15 protein-coding genes are annotated in these 15,567 nt (G+C 62.8%); 11 read left to right on the top strand and 4 right to left on the bottom strand.

Annotated features, from left to right (window positions below; translation table 11 throughout):
- Positions 1 to 2 precede the first annotated feature (2 nt).
- From AC1Q6C_RS02355 to AC1Q6C_RS02315, 9 genes are all read left to right on the top strand, one after another.
- Positions 3 to 389 (top strand): MmcQ/YjbR family DNA-binding protein, encoded by a 387-nt coding sequence (locus AC1Q6C_RS02355; RefSeq protein WP_007727762.1) that lies wholly within the window; start codon positions 3 to 5, stop codon positions 387 to 389.
- A complete protein-coding gene (locus AC1Q6C_RS02350) occupies positions 386 to 1,603 on the top strand; it encodes a sensor histidine kinase (protein WP_030534943.1) in 1,218 nt (405 codons plus the stop codon). The genes AC1Q6C_RS02355 and AC1Q6C_RS02350 overlap by 4 nt, the downstream gene beginning before the upstream one ends.
- Before the next feature lie 51 nt (positions 1,604 to 1,654).
- A complete protein-coding gene (locus tag AC1Q6C_RS02345; RefSeq protein ID WP_003939723.1) occupies positions 1,655 to 2,446 on the top strand; it encodes a LytR/AlgR family response regulator transcription factor in 792 nt (263 codons plus the stop codon).
- On the top strand, positions 2,443 to 2,814 hold the full coding sequence (locus AC1Q6C_RS02340; protein ID WP_003939880.1) for a membrane protein: 372 nt from the start codon (positions 2,443 to 2,445) through the stop codon (positions 2,812 to 2,814). The genes AC1Q6C_RS02345 and AC1Q6C_RS02340 overlap by 4 nt, the downstream gene beginning before the upstream one ends.
- Positions 2,815 to 2,824: 10 nt before the next feature.
- Positions 2,825 to 4,576 carry a sodium/solute symporter gene (locus AC1Q6C_RS02335; RefSeq protein WP_030534942.1) on the top strand — a complete coding sequence of 584 codons (1,752 nt, stop codon included), beginning with the start codon at positions 2,825 to 2,827 and terminating at the stop codon, positions 4,574 to 4,576.
- Positions 4,577 to 4,738: 162 nt separating this feature from the next.
- Entirely contained in the window at positions 4,739 to 5,101 is a 363-nt protein-coding gene (locus AC1Q6C_RS02330; protein ID WP_003939976.1) for a DUF485 domain-containing protein, read from the top strand.
- The gene (locus AC1Q6C_RS02325) at positions 5,098 to 6,735 is read left to right on the top strand and encodes a monocarboxylic acid transporter (protein WP_007727752.1); all 1,638 of its coding nucleotides are present in this window, start codon (positions 5,098 to 5,100) and stop codon (positions 6,733 to 6,735) included. The genes AC1Q6C_RS02330 and AC1Q6C_RS02325 overlap by 4 nt, the downstream gene beginning before the upstream one ends.
- Positions 6,736 to 6,808: 73 nt before the next feature.
- The gene (locus AC1Q6C_RS02320) at positions 6,809 to 7,240 is read left to right on the top strand and encodes a type II toxin-antitoxin system Rv0910 family toxin (protein ID WP_003939735.1); all 432 of its coding nucleotides are present in this window, start codon (positions 6,809 to 6,811) and stop codon (positions 7,238 to 7,240) included.
- Positions 7,241 to 7,360: 120 nt separating this feature from the next.
- Positions 7,361 to 9,013 (top strand): substrate-binding domain-containing protein, encoded by a 1,653-nt coding sequence (locus AC1Q6C_RS02315; RefSeq protein WP_230358963.1) that lies wholly within the window; start codon positions 7,361 to 7,363, stop codon positions 9,011 to 9,013.
- A 1-nt stretch (position 9,014) separates the two neighbouring features.
- On the opposite strand, the gene AC1Q6C_RS02310 is transcribed toward AC1Q6C_RS02315, so the two are convergent.
- Together AC1Q6C_RS02310 and AC1Q6C_RS02305 are read right to left on the bottom strand one after the other, a co-directional pair.
- Complete coding sequence (locus AC1Q6C_RS02310) at positions 9,015 to 9,920, bottom strand: ABC transporter substrate-binding protein (protein WP_193595043.1); 906 nt, start codon at positions 9,918 to 9,920, stop codon at positions 9,015 to 9,017.
- A gap of 65 nt (positions 9,921 to 9,985) precedes the next feature.
- A complete protein-coding gene (locus tag AC1Q6C_RS02305) occupies positions 9,986 to 10,258 on the bottom strand; it encodes a WhiB family transcriptional regulator (protein ID WP_050654722.1) in 273 nt (90 codons plus the stop codon).
- A 131-nt stretch (positions 10,259 to 10,389) separates the two neighbouring features.
- Between AC1Q6C_RS02305 and AC1Q6C_RS02300 the strand changes: the two genes are divergently transcribed.
- Entirely contained in the window at positions 10,390 to 12,672 is a 2,283-nt protein-coding gene (locus tag AC1Q6C_RS02300; protein ID WP_136470746.1) for an ATP-dependent DNA ligase, read from the top strand.
- Here the strand turns inward: AC1Q6C_RS02300 and AC1Q6C_RS02295 are convergent.
- Positions 12,572 to 14,113: an MFS transporter gene (locus tag AC1Q6C_RS02295; RefSeq protein ID WP_492666355.1), complete on the bottom strand. Its 1,542-nt coding sequence runs from the start codon at positions 14,111 to 14,113 to the stop codon at positions 12,572 to 12,574. The genes AC1Q6C_RS02300 and AC1Q6C_RS02295 overlap by 101 nt on opposite strands.
- Before the next feature lie 77 nt (positions 14,114 to 14,190).
- Here AC1Q6C_RS02295 and AC1Q6C_RS02290 point away from each other — a divergent pair, with 77 nt between their 5' ends.
- Positions 14,191 to 14,838 carry a TetR/AcrR family transcriptional regulator gene (locus tag AC1Q6C_RS02290; RefSeq protein ID WP_193595046.1) on the top strand — a complete coding sequence of 216 codons (648 nt, stop codon included), beginning with the start codon at positions 14,191 to 14,193 and terminating at the stop codon, positions 14,836 to 14,838.
- 4 nt (positions 14,839 to 14,842) lie between these two features.
- Here AC1Q6C_RS02290 and AC1Q6C_RS02285 read toward each other — a convergent pair whose 3' ends face one another.
- On the bottom strand, positions 14,843 to 15,565 hold the full coding sequence (locus AC1Q6C_RS02285; protein ID WP_192712281.1) for a TioE family transcriptional regulator: 723 nt from the start codon (positions 15,563 to 15,565) through the stop codon (positions 14,843 to 14,845).
- Between the last annotated feature and the right edge of the window lie 2 nt (positions 15,566 to 15,567).

Here is a 15,567-nt window from a genome sequence, read left to right as displayed (position 1 = left end):
CGATGACGCCGTTGGAGCGAATCCGCGCTCTTGCACTGGCATTGCCGGAGGCGACCGAGCGGGTCAGCCACGGTGAAGCGTCGTGGTTCGTGCGCAAGGCGCCGCAGTTCGTCACCATGGCAGATCACCACCACGACGATCGCGTCGCGATCTGGGCCGCGGCCCCACCTGGGGCGCAGGCAGATTGGGTCAGTCGTGACCCGTCGAGGTTCTTCGTCCCTCCGTACGTGGGTGGCCGGGGATGGATCGGCGTGTACCTCGACGTTCCGAGTGCCGACGAGACCGAGGACGAGAAATTCTGGAACGACGTAGCCGACGTCGTCGAAGATGCGTACCGCACGGTGGCTCCGAAAACACTGATACGGAAACTGGACGAGGACTCGCCTTGAGTCCGGCCGTGGTCGCGCTTCTCAGCGTGCTGATTCTCGCAGTGGCCGGGGCGCTGACGGCTGTGTGGATGCGCACCAGACGTGAGGTGACCACCCCCACCGAACGTGCAGTCCATGCCGCTCTCCATACGGCTTCGCTTGCCGCGCGGCCACTTCGGCGTGGACTCGACGAGAATTCGGCCGCCGAGGCGGCGCCTCACCTACGCGAGCTGACCGGCGGCTCCGGTCTGGGCCTGGCAGACGCGTCGGGAAACCTGTTGGCGTGGGACGGCCGTCACGAAGCGTTGTCCGAACAATTCCATGACGCCGCCATTCGTGCGATCGAAGGCGAACGCCGGGTACTCGTCACGCACTCGGACCTGGTGCGCGGACCGAGCGATCACCATGTGCGAGCGCTGATCGCTCAGCCCCTGCTGATCGAGGACATCGGCGTGGTCGGCGTACTGGGAATCGTCACCAGCGAGGACCCGTGGCCGGGAATGCTCGGAGCGGTCACCGAGGTCGCACGATATGCCTGCAGTCAGATCGAACTCGCCGACCTCGACGCGTCCAGAGCCCTGTTGGATCGAGCCGAAGTGCGTGCCCTGCGCGCACAGATCAGTCCTCATTTCATCTACAACGCGCTCAACACGGTCGCATCGTTTGTTCGAACCGATCCGGCGCGGGCCAGAGAACTGATCCTCGAGTTCGCGGACTTCACGCGGTACTCGTTCCGATCTGCGGGTGAGTTCACCCTGCTTGCCGACGAGCTGCGCAACATCGATCGTTACCTGACCCTCGAACGCGCGCGATTCGGGGAGGCTCTGAACGTCCGCCTTCAGATAGCACCCGAAGTGCTCAACGTGGTTCTTCCTTTCCTTGCCCTCCAGCCGCTGGTCGAGAACGCGGTTCGTCACGGCATTTCGAGTAAGCCGGAGGGCGGGACCGTGAGCATCGTGGCTGCGGACGAGGGACCGGACTGCATCATCAGCGTCGAGGACGACGGTGTGGGGATGGACCCCGAACTACTGCGCTCCGGTTCGCTCGACGCCATCGAGTCGGGATCGGGGCGACCCAGCGCACGAGAAGCTGCTCACGTCGGTTTGGCCAACGTCGACGACAGACTTCGTGCCGCGTTCGGCAACGACTACGGACTCGTGGTGGAGACAGCGCCGGGTGCCGGTACGAAGGTCAGCATGCGTGTTCCCAAGTTCAAGCAGGGTATTCACGTCTGATTCTCGCCTTCGATGATCAGGCTGAAACCGTCGTGGGAACATGGACCTGTTGTGAACGAGACTGACACTGATGCCCAGCTGACCGTCCTTGCCGTCGACGACGAGAAACCAGCCCTCGACGAGCTGGCCTTCTTGCTGCGCGCCGAGGACTCGGTGGCGCACGTTCACACGGCATCGGATGCGACGACAGCGTTGCGGATACTGCGCGGTGGAAGCATCGACGCGGTGTTTCTCGACATCAACATGCCCGGACTCGACGGTCTCGAACTGGCCGGCATCCTCTCCAATTTCGCGACGCCACCGCCCGTGGTGTTCGTGACAGCGCACGACGATCGAGCGGTTGACGCATTCGATCTCGGCGCCGTCGACTACCTACTCAAACCGCTCCGGGAGGAGCGTCTCGCTCAGGCCGTTCAGCGGATCGTGGGGCTCGCCGGGCGCACCAAGAGTGAGAGCAAACCCGAAGCTGCGCCCACGGACGAGGTGATCCCGGTGGAACTGGGCGGTGTCACGACGCTCGTTCAGCGTTCCTCGGTGGAGTGGGTGGAAGCCGACGGGGACTACGCGCGTTTGCACACCGCTGGAAAGTCGCACCTGGTGCGCATCCCGATCTCGACGCTCGAATCACGCTGGGCCGACGCGGGCTTCTTGCGTGTGCACCGCTCCTACCTGGTGTCTCTGGCGCTGGTCACCGGCATCCGCACAGTAGGCAGTGGATTGGTGGTCTGTCTGCGCCCGCACGGTGACAAGCCTCCCGTCGAGCTTCCGGTCAGCCGCAGACACACCCGTGAACTCAAGGATCGACTGGTTCGTGCGCCCAAGCAGAGTTGGTTGTCGCGGTGACGTCGCAGTCCGATCCTCCGCAGCGTGAGCGCGTTGTGTTGGCGCAACGTAGTGGCGCACGGATCGTGCGAACGCGGGTGGAGGTGCAGGAACAGACCGAAGTCGGCGACGCCATGATCCGCGGTCTCGTTCGCGCGCAGTTGGGACTGGCGATTCGCCTTGCCGTCGTCGCAGCCGGACTCCTGTGTGCGGTGCCGCTTCTGACGCATCTCTTCCCGACGCTGTCGGAGGTCGCAGTCCTTGGCATCCGGTTGCCGTGGCTCGTAATGGGCGGCGCCGTGTATCCCTTGCTGTTGACCACAGGCTGGGTGTTCGTGCGTCGTGCGGAGCGAAACGAGCAGGACTTCAACGACATCGTGGACGACTGAGCGCGGCGCTGTGGGAGGACAACCTATCCCGGTGTTGACGGTGCTCGGCATCGTTGCGGCGGCCGTGGCAACCGTGGCTATCGGAATCTACGGCGTTCGGCTCGCTCGTACCACCTCGGACTTTCTCGTCGCGTCCAGAACCGTCAGTGCGCGGTGGAATGCGACGGCCATCTCCGGCGAGTACCTCTCTGCTGCTTCGTTTCTCGGTGTTGCGGGGCTGGTCGCCAAGTACGGCGCCGACGCCCTCTGGTATCCCATCGGATTCACCGCCGGATACCTCGCCCTGCTGCTGTTCGTCGCAGCACCGCTTCGGCGTTCCGGTGCGTATACCGTCCCCGATTTCGCCGAATTCCGTCTCGGCTCACCGCGATTGCGCAAGCTCGCGATGCTCGTGGTCGCGATGGTGTGCATCCTGTATTTGATTCCACAGTTCCAAGGCGCGGGACTGACGCTCAATATCTTGCTCGGGGTTCCCAGTTGGATCGGCGGCGTTGCTGTCGGGGTCATCGTCATCGCCAATGTCGTCGGCGGCGGGATGCGCTCGATCACCTTCGTTCAGGCCTTCCAGTACTGGCTGAAACTGACTGCCGTCGCGATTCCCGCTGTGGCACTGACCTTCTACTTCTTCGGCGATCACCACGACGTCGGCGCGTCGATGCCGCCGACGGTCACCACTGCGACGACCGTCGACATCACCACCGACGTCGTCGTCCAGGTGTCCGAGCCGGTGACGGTCAGCGGCGGCACAGTCGACGGGCGAGCGGTCGAAGGCACGATGACCCTGGGGCCGGGGGAGCACACTCTCGGTGAAGGCATGTCCATGGTCCTCGACGCGGGAGCCGCTGTCCCTGTCGTCGCCGGAGCGCCCGCGCAGAACTCTGACTGGATCACCCCGGGTTGGGGTTTCGGTGGGCCGCACCCGATGTACCAGGTGTACTCGCTGATGCTCGCGACCTTCCTCGGAACGCTCGGCCTTCCTCATGTTCTCGTCCGGTTCTACACCAACCCCGACGGCCGGGCAGCCCGTCTGACGTCGCTCGCCGTTGTCGGTCTGGTCAGCGTGTTCTACCTGTTTCCGACACTCCTCGGTGTTTTCGCTCGACTGTACGTCCCGCAACTTCTGATCACCGGCACCTCTGACGCGGCGGTGCTGCTGTTGCCGGGCTCGGTGTTCTCGGGGTGGGGCGGACAACTGCTGGCAGCCCTCGTGGCGTCCGGTGCCATCGCCGCTTTCCTGTCGACGTCGTCCGGATTGCTCGTCAGCATCGCCGGCGTCGTCAGTACCGATGTTCTCCGTGGTCGAGTTCGAGACTTCCGTATTGCAGCGCTACTGGCCGGGGTCGTTCCTCTCGTGCTGTCGCTGGCGGTGGTGTCGGTCGACCTCTCGAGAACCGTCGGTTTGGTGTTCGCAGTCGCTGCGTCGACGCTCTGCCCACTGCTCGTATTGGGTATCTGGTGGCGCGGTCTGACTGCCGTCGGCGCGGGGGCGGGGATGGTTGTCGGTGGATGTGTTGCGGGCACTGCCGCTACTGTCGCCGTCCTGGGTGGTTTGTCGGAGGACGTCCTCGGTGGCTGGCCGGCAGCCATTTTCGCGTTCCCGGCCGCGGTGAGCGTGCCGCTGGCGTTCCTCACGATGATCGTCGTGAGCAAGGTGTCGTCGAAGCAGATACCGGCAGATATTGCGCGAATCTTCACGCGGATGCACGCCCCGGAACGTCTCGGAATGGGCTCCGATCGCGAAGACGATCTCCGCCAACCCTGACTTTCACCGCCCGAACCCTCTGCCGTTGGTCGCGCCTGCCTGACCGTTCGGCGCAGCGCGCGACTGCTCACCGTGTGACTGGCGCCACAGCGTCTTCATGTGACTCCGATCTCACTAACGTCTGTGCGTAGTTCACTTCACACGCGAGGCGAGGAGCCGGCAGTGTCCACAGCAGAAATCAGTGAGGGGTCGCCGCAAGAGCGACGCACCCCGGATGCCCAGGCATTCATAGACATGCAAGCGAGTCCCGAATTCCAGGAACTCCGAACGCGTCTGCGCAAGTTCGTTTTCCCCATCACTGCATTCTTCCTGCTCTGGTATGCGGTGTACGTCGTCCTGGCTACCTATGCCCACGACTTCATGGCCACCAAGGTCCTCGGCAACATCAATCTCGGCATCATCCTCGGCCTCGGGCAATTCGTCACGACCTTCGCCATCACCGCGTGGTACGTGAAGTTCGCCGGTCGTGAGCTCGATCCCCGCTCCGCCGCCATCCGTGAAGAACTGGAAGGTCCCGCACAGTGATCACCACACTCGCCGCGTCCGGAACGGACGTAGGAAACCCAGCCTTCAACATCGCGATCTTCCTCGCGTTTGTCGTCGTGACCATGACGCTGGTGATCCGCGCCAGCCGGACCACCAAGAAGGCGTCCGACTTCTACACCGGTGGTGGGCAGTTCACCGGCCCGCAGAACGGGTTCGCCATCGCCGGTGACTACCTCTCGGCGGCATCGTTCCTCGGTATCGCAGGTGCGATCGCCGTGTACGGCTACGACGGCTTCCTGTACTCCATCGGCTTCCTTGTCGCCTGGTTGGTTGCACTGCTCCTGGTCGCCGAATTGCTCAGGAACACGGGCAGATTCACGATGGCCGACGTGCTGAGCTTCCGACTCAAGCAGCGTCCGGTGCGCATGGCGGCGGCCCTGTCCACTCTGGCCGTTTCCCTCTTCTATCTTCTTGCCCAGATGGCCGGCGCCGGTGGACTTGTCGCGCTGCTGCTCAACATCGACGGCAAGGTGGGACAGTCGATCGTCGTCGCGATCGTGGGTGTGCTGATGATCGTGTACGTCTTGGTCGGCGGCATGAAGGGCACCACCTACGTACAGATGGTCAAGGCAGTTCTGCTGGTTGCCGGAGCCGGAATCATGTTCGTACTCGTTCTGTGGGCAGTGCGCGGCAACTTCTCTCAGTTGCTCGCCAATGCGCAGGACATGGTCAACAGTTCCACCACCAAGGGTGTGCAGGGACGCGACATCCTCGGGCCCGGTGCCAAGTACGGTCTTTCCGGAATGACGAAGCTCGACTTCATCTCTCTCGGAATCGCTTTGGTGCTCGGCACCGCGGGCCTGCCGCACGTGCTGATGCGCTTCTACACGGTGCCCACTGCCAAGGAAGCTCGCCGCTCGGTGACCTGGGCGATCGCGCTCATCGGTGCCTTCTACCTGTTCACACTGGTTCTCGGCTACGGCGCGGCCAGCATGGTCGGACCGGACAAGATCTTGGCAGCGCCTGGTAAGGAGAACGCGGCCGCTCCGCTACTCGCCTTCGAGCTCGGTGGCACCATCTTCCTCGGCATCATCTCCGCGGTGGCGTTCGCGACCATCCTCGCCGTCGTTGCCGGTCTCGCGATCACTGCTTCGGCGTCGTTCGCTCACGACATCTACGCCAGTGTCATCAAGCGCGGCAACGCAACCGAGGAGCAGCAGGTTCGAGTTTCTCGAATCACCGTCGTGGTCATCGGACTCGTCTCCATCGTTCTCGGCATCATGGCGATGGGGCAGAACATCGCCTTCCTGGTGGCTCTCGCCTTCGCAGTGGCGGCCTCGGCGAACCTGCCCACCCTGCTCTACTCGTTGTTCTGGAAGAAGTTCAACACCACCGGTGCGCTCTTCAGCATCTACGGCGGTTTGATCAGCTGCTTGACGCTGATCGTGTTCTCCCCGGCGGTGTCGGGTAAGCCGTCGTCGATGTTCCCGAACTCCGACTTCGCCTGGTTCCCGCTCTCGAACCCCGGCATCGTCTCGATTCCGCTGGCATTCGTCCTCGGCATCGTCGGTACGTACATCGGACGTAACAAGATCGAAGATCCGGCAAAGCAGGCGGAGATGGAAGTTCGCTCCCTCACCGGCGTCGGCGTCGAAAAGGCTGTCAGCCACTAAGAGGGGCAAAGCCCCGTGCGTCTTTCTGGTACCTCTGGTTACGGAAAAGGCGCACGGGGCTTATTGTTCTGCCATGGCAAAGCTCACAGTGAAAATCGACGTTCCGCTTCCTCCTCAGGAAGTGTGGGACAAGGCGTCCGATCTCAGTGGATACGAAAACTGGCTCGTGGTTCACGACGGATGGCGCAGTGAACTTCCCGAACAACTGGGTGTCGGCACCGAGATCAGCTCGGTCGTGACTGTGAAGGGCCTGCGCAACCGCGTTCGGTGGACCATCAAGAAGTACGACGTCCCGAAGGCGATCTCGCTCAAGGGAGACGGCAAGGGCGGGGTCAAGCTCGGTCTCGAACTCGACGTCAAGGCAAAGGGCGACGGGTCGGAACTCGCGCTGACAGTCGAGTTGGGCGGCGCGCCGTTGTTCGGCCCGATCGGTTCGAGTGTGGCGCGGGCGCTCAAAGGCGATGTGGAGAAGTCGCTGGCCCAGTTTGTCCAGATCTACACCTAAGTTGTGGAGATTTCCACATCGAGCTACTTCACCGCTAACATGAGTTAGGATTCTTTTCGGCGGGATAAACCGGGCATCGGTTGGTTATTGATGCGGGTCCCGCCGGAAAGGATTCGATCAATGTCGTCTCGTCATGGGTACGGCGCACCACCTGCGTCCATGCCTCGATCCGTGCAGGTTCTGATCGGACTCTTGGCAGTAGTCGCAGTCGGTGGAACCGCAGCATTCGCCGTGACGTTCAAAAGCGTCAGCGACAAGGGAGAACTCGGTGCGAGTGCTGTCACAGCTGCGACGGCAACCAGCTGTGAGAACCCGGAAACCGTGACCGTGGCCGCCGATCCGTCGATCGCCTCGGGACTCGAAGCTGTCGCCGCTGCCATCCCCGCTACGGAACTCGGGTGCAGCTCGCTCAGTGTGACGCCGCAAGATCCCGTGCTCACCGTCGCGGCGATCGCCGACGGTTCGGCACCCGCACTGTGGGTCCCTGATTCGAGCGAATGGTTGGACAAGGTTTCGGCTAGCGGGCAGGAGATTCGCCGGATCAGCAACTCGGTCGCGTCCACCCCTGTTGTCACTGTCTCGGCGCCGGGTAGCGAGGCACCCGCCGCTTGGACGGATGTCCTCGGCGCTCCAGCACTGCACATCGGCGATCCCCTCACCAGTGCCGTCTCCAGCGCACCGATCGTGGCAGCCTTTGCCGAGGCCCAGTCGCGGGGCGGGGACCTCACGTCCATTTCGGCAGCCCTGGTCCCGGTGGCGCAAGCGCAGTACGGAAATCTGAAGGAAACCGGTTCGACCGGACGCATCCAAACCGTGGACGCGGACGGCGGGACCGCGGTGACGACCGAGCAGACCTTCGAGGCTTATCTCGCCGCACATGCGGACAGTCGACTCACCGCGTCGGTACCGTCTTCCGGTTCGGTCTTCATGGACTACCCGATGGCAGGTGTGGGTGCAGACTCGGCGGCGGTCGACGCCGGCAAACTGCTGGCGGCAGCGCTGACATCGGACACCGGGCGCTCCGTACTTGCCGGCCTCGGGTTCCGCGGCGCGGATCAGGCCCCACCGGTAGCCGGTGGAGTGGGAAAGGTTGGCTCGCTGGTGCCGTCCGATCCGACTGTGGTCACCAAAGCGCTTGCGCGGTACGAGATTCTGTCCAGGCCTTCCCGTGCACTGGCAGTTGTCGACGTCTCGGGGTCCATGGACTACATGCAGGACGGGGTCACTCGAATGGCCGCGACTGCACAGGCCGGTGACATTGCGATCCGAATGTTTCCCGCCAACGCACAATTGGGTCTCTGGGCATTCTCCATAGACCTCGGCGAGGGCACGGACTACCGCGAACTCGAACCTGTCGCCCGTATGGATGCAACTGAAGGCGACACGGATCATCGGAGCAAACTGCTGTCTCGGATCGACAGCCTCTCTTCGATCGTCGGCGGCGGAACAGGTTTGTACGACAGCGTTCTCGCCGCGTATCGGTCCATGCAACAGACCTACGATCCGGCCTCGATCAATTCGGTGATTCTACTGACCGACGGTGCGAACGATGATCCGTCGAGTATCTCGCTGCAGGAACTTCTCGACACCCTGACTCGCGAGCAGGACCCGACGCGGCCGGTACCGATCATCACCATCGGTGTCACCGATGACGCCGATACCGATGTGCTCGAGCAGATTTCGGCTCTCACCGGCGGCAACAGCCACTTCGCTCCGACACCGGCAGACATCCCGAAGGTCTTCGTCGGCGCGATCAGTGGGCGCGCCGGCTGAACTACTCGAGGACTGGCGCGTCGGCGCTGTCCGTGATCCATTCGGTTGCGAGTCTCTCGAGGGTGCCGTCGGCGTAGAGCGCATCCACGGCGGCAGAGACGCACGCCGTCAGAGGACTGTTCTTCTCGAGCACGAACCCGAAGAATTCGGTGACCGCGTTGGGCCGCGGAAACTGACCCACGATGACCGACCCGGGCAGTTCGTTCTCGGTGATGTGAAATCCGGTCGGGATGTCGACGACCAATGCGTCGATCTCGCCCGCGGCCAGCGCAGCTTTCGCGTCGTCCGTGGTCGCGAACTCGCGTGGCGCAGTGGTCGGAACAATCGTGTCGGTGATCGCCGCGAGGCTGGTGGAACCGGTCTGAGCGCCCAAACGGTAGCCGGCCAGATCCGCAAGATTCTTTGCCTCAGCGGCTTTGCTCCCGCGCGAGGCGATCACCGACTGCGCCACTGCGTAATACGGCGAGCTGAAGTCGACGTTCTCGCGGCGATCCCCGGAAACCGTGAACTGATTGACGTCGAAGTCGAAATCCTTGGGGCCTGGTTTCAGTGCGTCGTTGAAGGCGACCGTGGTGAAGCGAACCTGATCGGCGTTGTACCCGAGTCTGTCGACGACGGCCCGGGCCACCGCCCCCTCGAAGCCCTTGCCGTTGGACGGAGTGTTGTCGACGAACCACGGCGCGTACGCCGGCGAATCGGTGGCGATGGTCAAGACACCGTCTTCGAGGGTGGTCCCGCTCTGGGGTCCGCACTTGTCCACGGCGGTGGTCGAGGGCAGTTTGGTGAATGCCTCGGGAACCGTGGTCGTGGTGTCCGCTGCCGCAGGTGCCTCCGGCTGCGACGAACACGAGCCCAACAAGATCGAGCAAGCGAAGATCGCGGTCACGGCAACAGCGCGTCGTGTCATAGGCACAAGGCCATCTTGCCTGTTTGTCCGGTACGGACGTGACGGGGGTCTCGTGTGAGCGGAGTTCACGCAGCTGAGCGTCGTAGTGCAAGGCGCTCCGACGGTGTCGTCCCACCCCATACTCCGTGTGGTTCAGCGGTGTCGAGTGCAAAGGTCAGGCAGTCCCGAATGACCGGGCAGCGGAAGCACACCTGCTTCGCGGAACTCTCCCGTGCAGCCCGATTGCGTCCGCGCTCTTCACCCGGCGAATAGAACACCGCCGGGTCCACTGTTTTACAGGTGGCGAACATCCGCCAGTTGTTGTCCACCAACGGCTCCACGGAACTGCGAACTGTCATCGTGGTCTCCTCTCCCATCGAGAATCCAGTCTTGCCCGTGGCCTGGCACAGCGGCAGGTTTCCGATCCATCAGATTTCTACTGCCAGACGCAGCGCTATCCAGACACAGTGCTATCCAGCACAATGAGGAAATGGCAACGACGGATCGGGGTCAGATCACTCTCGACGGCACAACCGTGTCCGTGACCAATCTGGGCAAGATCCTCTACCCCGAGAGCGGGACCACGAAGGCCGAAGTCATCGACTACTACACCCGTATCGCCGCAGTCATGCTTCCACATGTCGTCGGTAGACCGGGCACTCGTAAGCGTTGGCCCAACGGTGTGGACGGTCAGTCCTTCTTCGAGAAGAACCTGGCGTCGTCTGCCCCGCAGTGGCTCACGCGTGCGTCGCTGCAACATTCTGATCGCGTCGTCACTTACCCGATCTTCGATTCCGTTGCATCCCTGGCGTGGCTGGGGCAACAGGCGGCACTCGAATTACACGTTCCCCAATGGCGATTCGACGGTTCCGAGCGTGGTCCGGCGACACGACTGGTATTCGATCTCGACCCGGGCGAAGGCGTCGGATTGACCGAGTGCGCCGAGGTGGCGAGGTCGATTCGAGATCTGGTCGCAACTCTGGGGTGGACTGCCTATCCGGTAACCAGTGGTAGCAAGGGAATTCACCTCTACGTTCCACTGGATCGAGCCTTGGACGGCAGCGGTGCGTCGACTGTCGCCAAGCAGATCGCCACCGGACTCGAGAAGCTTCACCCGGATCTCGTCACCGCGACGATGGCTCGAAATGTGCGGGCAGGCAAGATTTTCGTGGACTGGAGTCAGAACAACGCAGCCAAGACAACCATTGCGCCGTACTCGATGCGCGGTCGCGATCAACCCTATGTTGCCGCGCCGCGCAGTTGGGACGAACTCGACGATCCGAAACTACGGCATCTGTTGTTCGACGAGGTTCTGGAGCGCGTCGAATCCGATGGTGATCTGTTGGGCGATCTGGATCCGCCGGTCTCGGCGGCTGTAGCCGACACGTTGACGCACTATCGCAACAAGCGGTCGGCCGACCGGACGCCGGAGCCGATCCCTGCTGCGGTGACCAAGGAGACAGCGGGCAATACCTTTGTGATTCAGGAACATCACGCCAGACGATTGCATTACGACGTTCGCCTGGAGCGGGATGGTGTGCTCGTGTCCTGGGCTGTTCCGAAGGGCGTGCCGACCAGTGCCGGAGAGAATCGGTTGGCCGTGCACACCGAGGATCACCCGCTCGAGTACGCCACGTTCTCGGGCACGATTCCGAAGGGGGAGTACGGCGGCGGTTCGATGACGATTTGGGATTCCGGGACGTACGAGACCGAGAAGTGGCGTGAAGACGAGGTGATCGTGCGCCTCAGTGGGAAACGGGTGCAGGGACGCTTCGCGCTGATCCGGACGAAGGGTGACCAGTGGTTGATGCATCTGATGAAGGATCAGAACGCGAGTTTCGGAACGGAGTTTCCCAAGAATCTCGAGCCGATGCTTGCCACCGCTGGAACGCTCGAAGGTCTCGACTCGCAGGAGTGGGCTTTCGAAGGTAAGTGGGACGGGATCCGAGTGATTCTCGAATATCATTCGGGCACAATGTCACTTCGCAGTCGCGCGGGTAACGACAAGACCGGGGACTATCCCGCCCTTGCCGGGTTGGCCGAGGTGCTGGACGGTCATGACGTGGTTCTCGACGGGGAAGTGGTGGCGTACAACGACGCGGGGGTCACCGATTTCGGTCTTCTCCAGCGAGGTGGGGAGCCGGTGTTCCTGGCCTTCGATCTTCTGTACCTCGACGGAGTGTCTTTGCTGCGGAAATCCTACTCGGACCGGCGCACCGTGTTGAATGCGTTGGCGGGCAAGGTCGGTGAGCTCGAGGTACCTCCACAGATCGAGGGCACGGCGGAGAACGCGTTGGAGGTGAGTACCGATGCCGGATGGGAAGGGATTGTCGCCAAACGTCGTGCATCGGTCTACCTTCCGGGGCGGCGTGGGTCGAGTTGGATCAAGGTGAAGAACTGGCGCACTCAAGAGGTGGTGATCGGAGGGTGGCGCACCGGGCAGGGCAATCGAGCACAGGGGATCGGGGCGCTGCTCATGGGAATTCCGGGTGAGGATGGATTGACCTACGTTGGGCGCGTCGGTACCGGCTTCAGTGATCGCGACTTGGAGTCTTTACTTGCGACACTGGAACCGCTGCGTCAGAAGGAAAGTCCGTTCGGGGAGGAACTTCCAGCAGATGACCGCAAGGGTGCGGTGTGGGTGAGGCCGGAACTCGTCGGTGAGGTGCGGTTCATGGATTGGACGAAGACCGAGCGTCTGCGTCATCCGAGTTGGCGAGGTCTGCGGGAGGACAAGAAACCGGGCGACGTGGTGCGGGAAACAGTGCAATGACGGCCAACGCACCGACGAACGCGACTGCGGCACAGATTTGGATTCCGGTACTCATCGCCGAGGTGTAAGCCTGGTTCGCTGCGTCGGTCAAGGCACTCGCGGGGGGAGCGCCGGCATGGATCTGCGCCGGATCGGCTGTGGAAGTGTCGACTCCGGGTTCGAAGCGGGACCGGAAAACGGTGGCTACGACCGTCCCGATGACGGCGACGCCCAGAACTCCACCCAACTCTCGCACGACGCTGTTGATCGAACTGGCCATCGAAGCCTGCTGGGGCGCAACCGAAGGCATCGACGTGGTTGTGGCCGGAGCCATGACCAACCCCATCCCCGCGCCGACCAGTGCCATGATCGCAGCCAGGATTCCGAACGGTGCGTACCTATCTGCTGCGATCGACAGGACCAACAGTCCCGCGGACATGACTGCGAGACCGGTCGCGATCGAACTGCGCACGCCGAATCGGCCGACCATACGATCGCTGCTGGAGGCGACAGTCGCCATCACTATCGCAAACGGAACTGCACCGACGCCGGCGACCAATGGACCGTAACCACGAACTAATTGGAGGTATTGCGTGTACGTGAAGAGAACTCCGAAAAGGGCGAAGAATGTTACGGCCAAGATGGCATTGGAGGTGCTGAACACTCGACTGGTGAAGATGCGCACGTCGGTCATCGGCGCCGAGGCCCGCAGCTCCCACCAGACGAATCCGGCGAGAAGTGCTGTTGCGCTGACGATCTCCAGCACCGTGACGGGCGACGACCATCCGCGAAGGCTTGCCTGGGTGAGGGCATCCACGATCAAAGCCAGTCCGCCGGCGGACAGCAGGAGTCCGGGGATGTCGAACGAACCCTTCGTGATCCCTCTTGCCGGGGGCACAAGAAAAACCGTCGCGGCGATCACACCGGCGACCAGTGGGACGTTTATCCAGAAGACGCTTCCCCAACTGAAATGTTCGAGAAGTACGCCACCGGCCACGGGGCCGATCGCGATTCCCAGTCCGGCGGTTGCAGACCAGATTCCTATCGCCCGGCCTCTCTCGTGCGGGGCGAACATCGAGACGACAAGTGACAGCGTCGCCGGCATGACCAGTGCGGCGGCTGCCCCCATCACTGTTCTCCAGCCGATCAGCTGCAACGACGTGTGAGAGAGGGCAGCGAAGGCTGACCCGAGAGCGAACAAGGTGAGGCCGGTCAGAAGTATCCGACGGTGACCGAATCTCGCGCCGAGTCCACCTGCCGTGATGAGCAAGGCGGCGAACGCCAATGTGTATGCGTTGGTGATCCATTGCAGGTCGACGGTGGTCGCCCGCAGTTCGCGGGCAAGGGTCGGGATAGCGGTGTTGAGGATGGTGTTGTCGATCGTGACTACGACGAGGGATGTGCAGAGGGCGCCCAGTGCTGCCCATCGTCGCCGGTCAGTGGGTTCGAGGGAATTCATCATGTCCTTACGAATGTAACCTTACGAATGTTTAGTGATGAGAACGTACCCCTTCGCCTTACATGTGTAAAGTTTGTCGGGTGAGTGATGTTTCCGAAGATGCCGATGAAACTGGGACGAGTGGTTCTCGGAGTACTCGCGCCCGAAATCCGAGAGGAAGCGGCGCACGACTCCGCGGAGAGATCGTCGCCGCAGCGGCGACGCTCATCGCCCGCACCGGATCGGATCAGGCGGTGACGCTCCGATCGGTCGCTCGCGAAGTCGGGATATCCGCACCATCTATCTACGGACACTTTTCCGATCGCGATGCCATTGTCGAAGCGGTGGTCTCCGAATCGCTGGAGCAGTTGCATCTCGCCGTGGCCGACGCCGTTTCCGCACACCCCGACCCGGTCGAGGGTCTGTATGCCGGGTGCTCGGCATACGTCGAGTTCGGCATTTCCGAGCCCGCTCGGTATCGGGTCTTGTTCGGGTGGTCCAGGCCGAAAGGTCAGTCACCACAATCGGATACGCGAGGACTGGCCGCCTTCAACACACTGGTGAACAACCTCGACGCGTGCGTCGCCGCTGGGAGGTCGGCCAGCACAGACACTTTTGTCGATGCGGTATCGATCTGGACTTCGCTGCACGGACAGGTGATGTTGCGGGCCGATCTCCCGGAATTCCCGTGGCCGTCGACCGACACCGTCGGTGAGATGGTGAGGAGCCTTGCGCGGCTTGTGAACTGACGCCTCAACCGTTTGCTGATCGGCAACCAGGCGAGGTCTGATCCAGCATCGTGAGATAGGCATCGAGCTGAGCTGCGCCGGCGAGAAGGTTGCGACTGCGTGTGGTCAGCCGGTCTTGCCAGGATTCGAGGAACGCTGACAATGCGTCTGCTCCGCCGGCCTCGCGCAGCGAATCGAGAAACTGAGCGACTTGCGACAGCCGATAGCCACCGCGCCGCAGCTGCCGTGCGATCTCGGCGTCGCGCACACACTCCGGACCGTATTCGCGATAACCCGTTGCTCGTTCGCGCTCGGGGCGCAGGATGCCGTGCTCTTCCCATGTGCGCAGTGTCGCCGGGTGAACGCCGAGACGGCGCGCCAGCTCACCCACCGTCAGCGCTGGACCGTGCACCAGTGCCGGTGCCATGGTGGACAGAGTCCCCAGCGCTGTGGCTACCTCGGTGCGAGTTTTTCGCTCGGCGAGCAGCGTCATGTGCGCACTGTCGATCAGGCGGTAGGCGGACTCGGTGTCGCCCTGGTTGGTCGCCCGCATGATTTCCGTGGCCCGCTGGTGCCCGTGACCGCCGCGCAATGCGAGGAAAGTGCGCAGGGCTTGCGCGTGCACTGGGGTGTATCGCCGGTAGCCGTAAGTGCTGCGCTCGGTCGGAGGGAGGATGCCGGCATCGTCGTAGTTGCGGATCGCCTGTGCGGACAACCCGTGTTCACGGGCAAGGTCTATGGGCCGCACTG

This window comes from Rhodococcus sp. MT28 (genome assembly GCF_058792695.1).
Note: the sequence above shows the minus strand (reverse complement) of the source record. Positions and strands in the feature narration are given on the sequence as shown.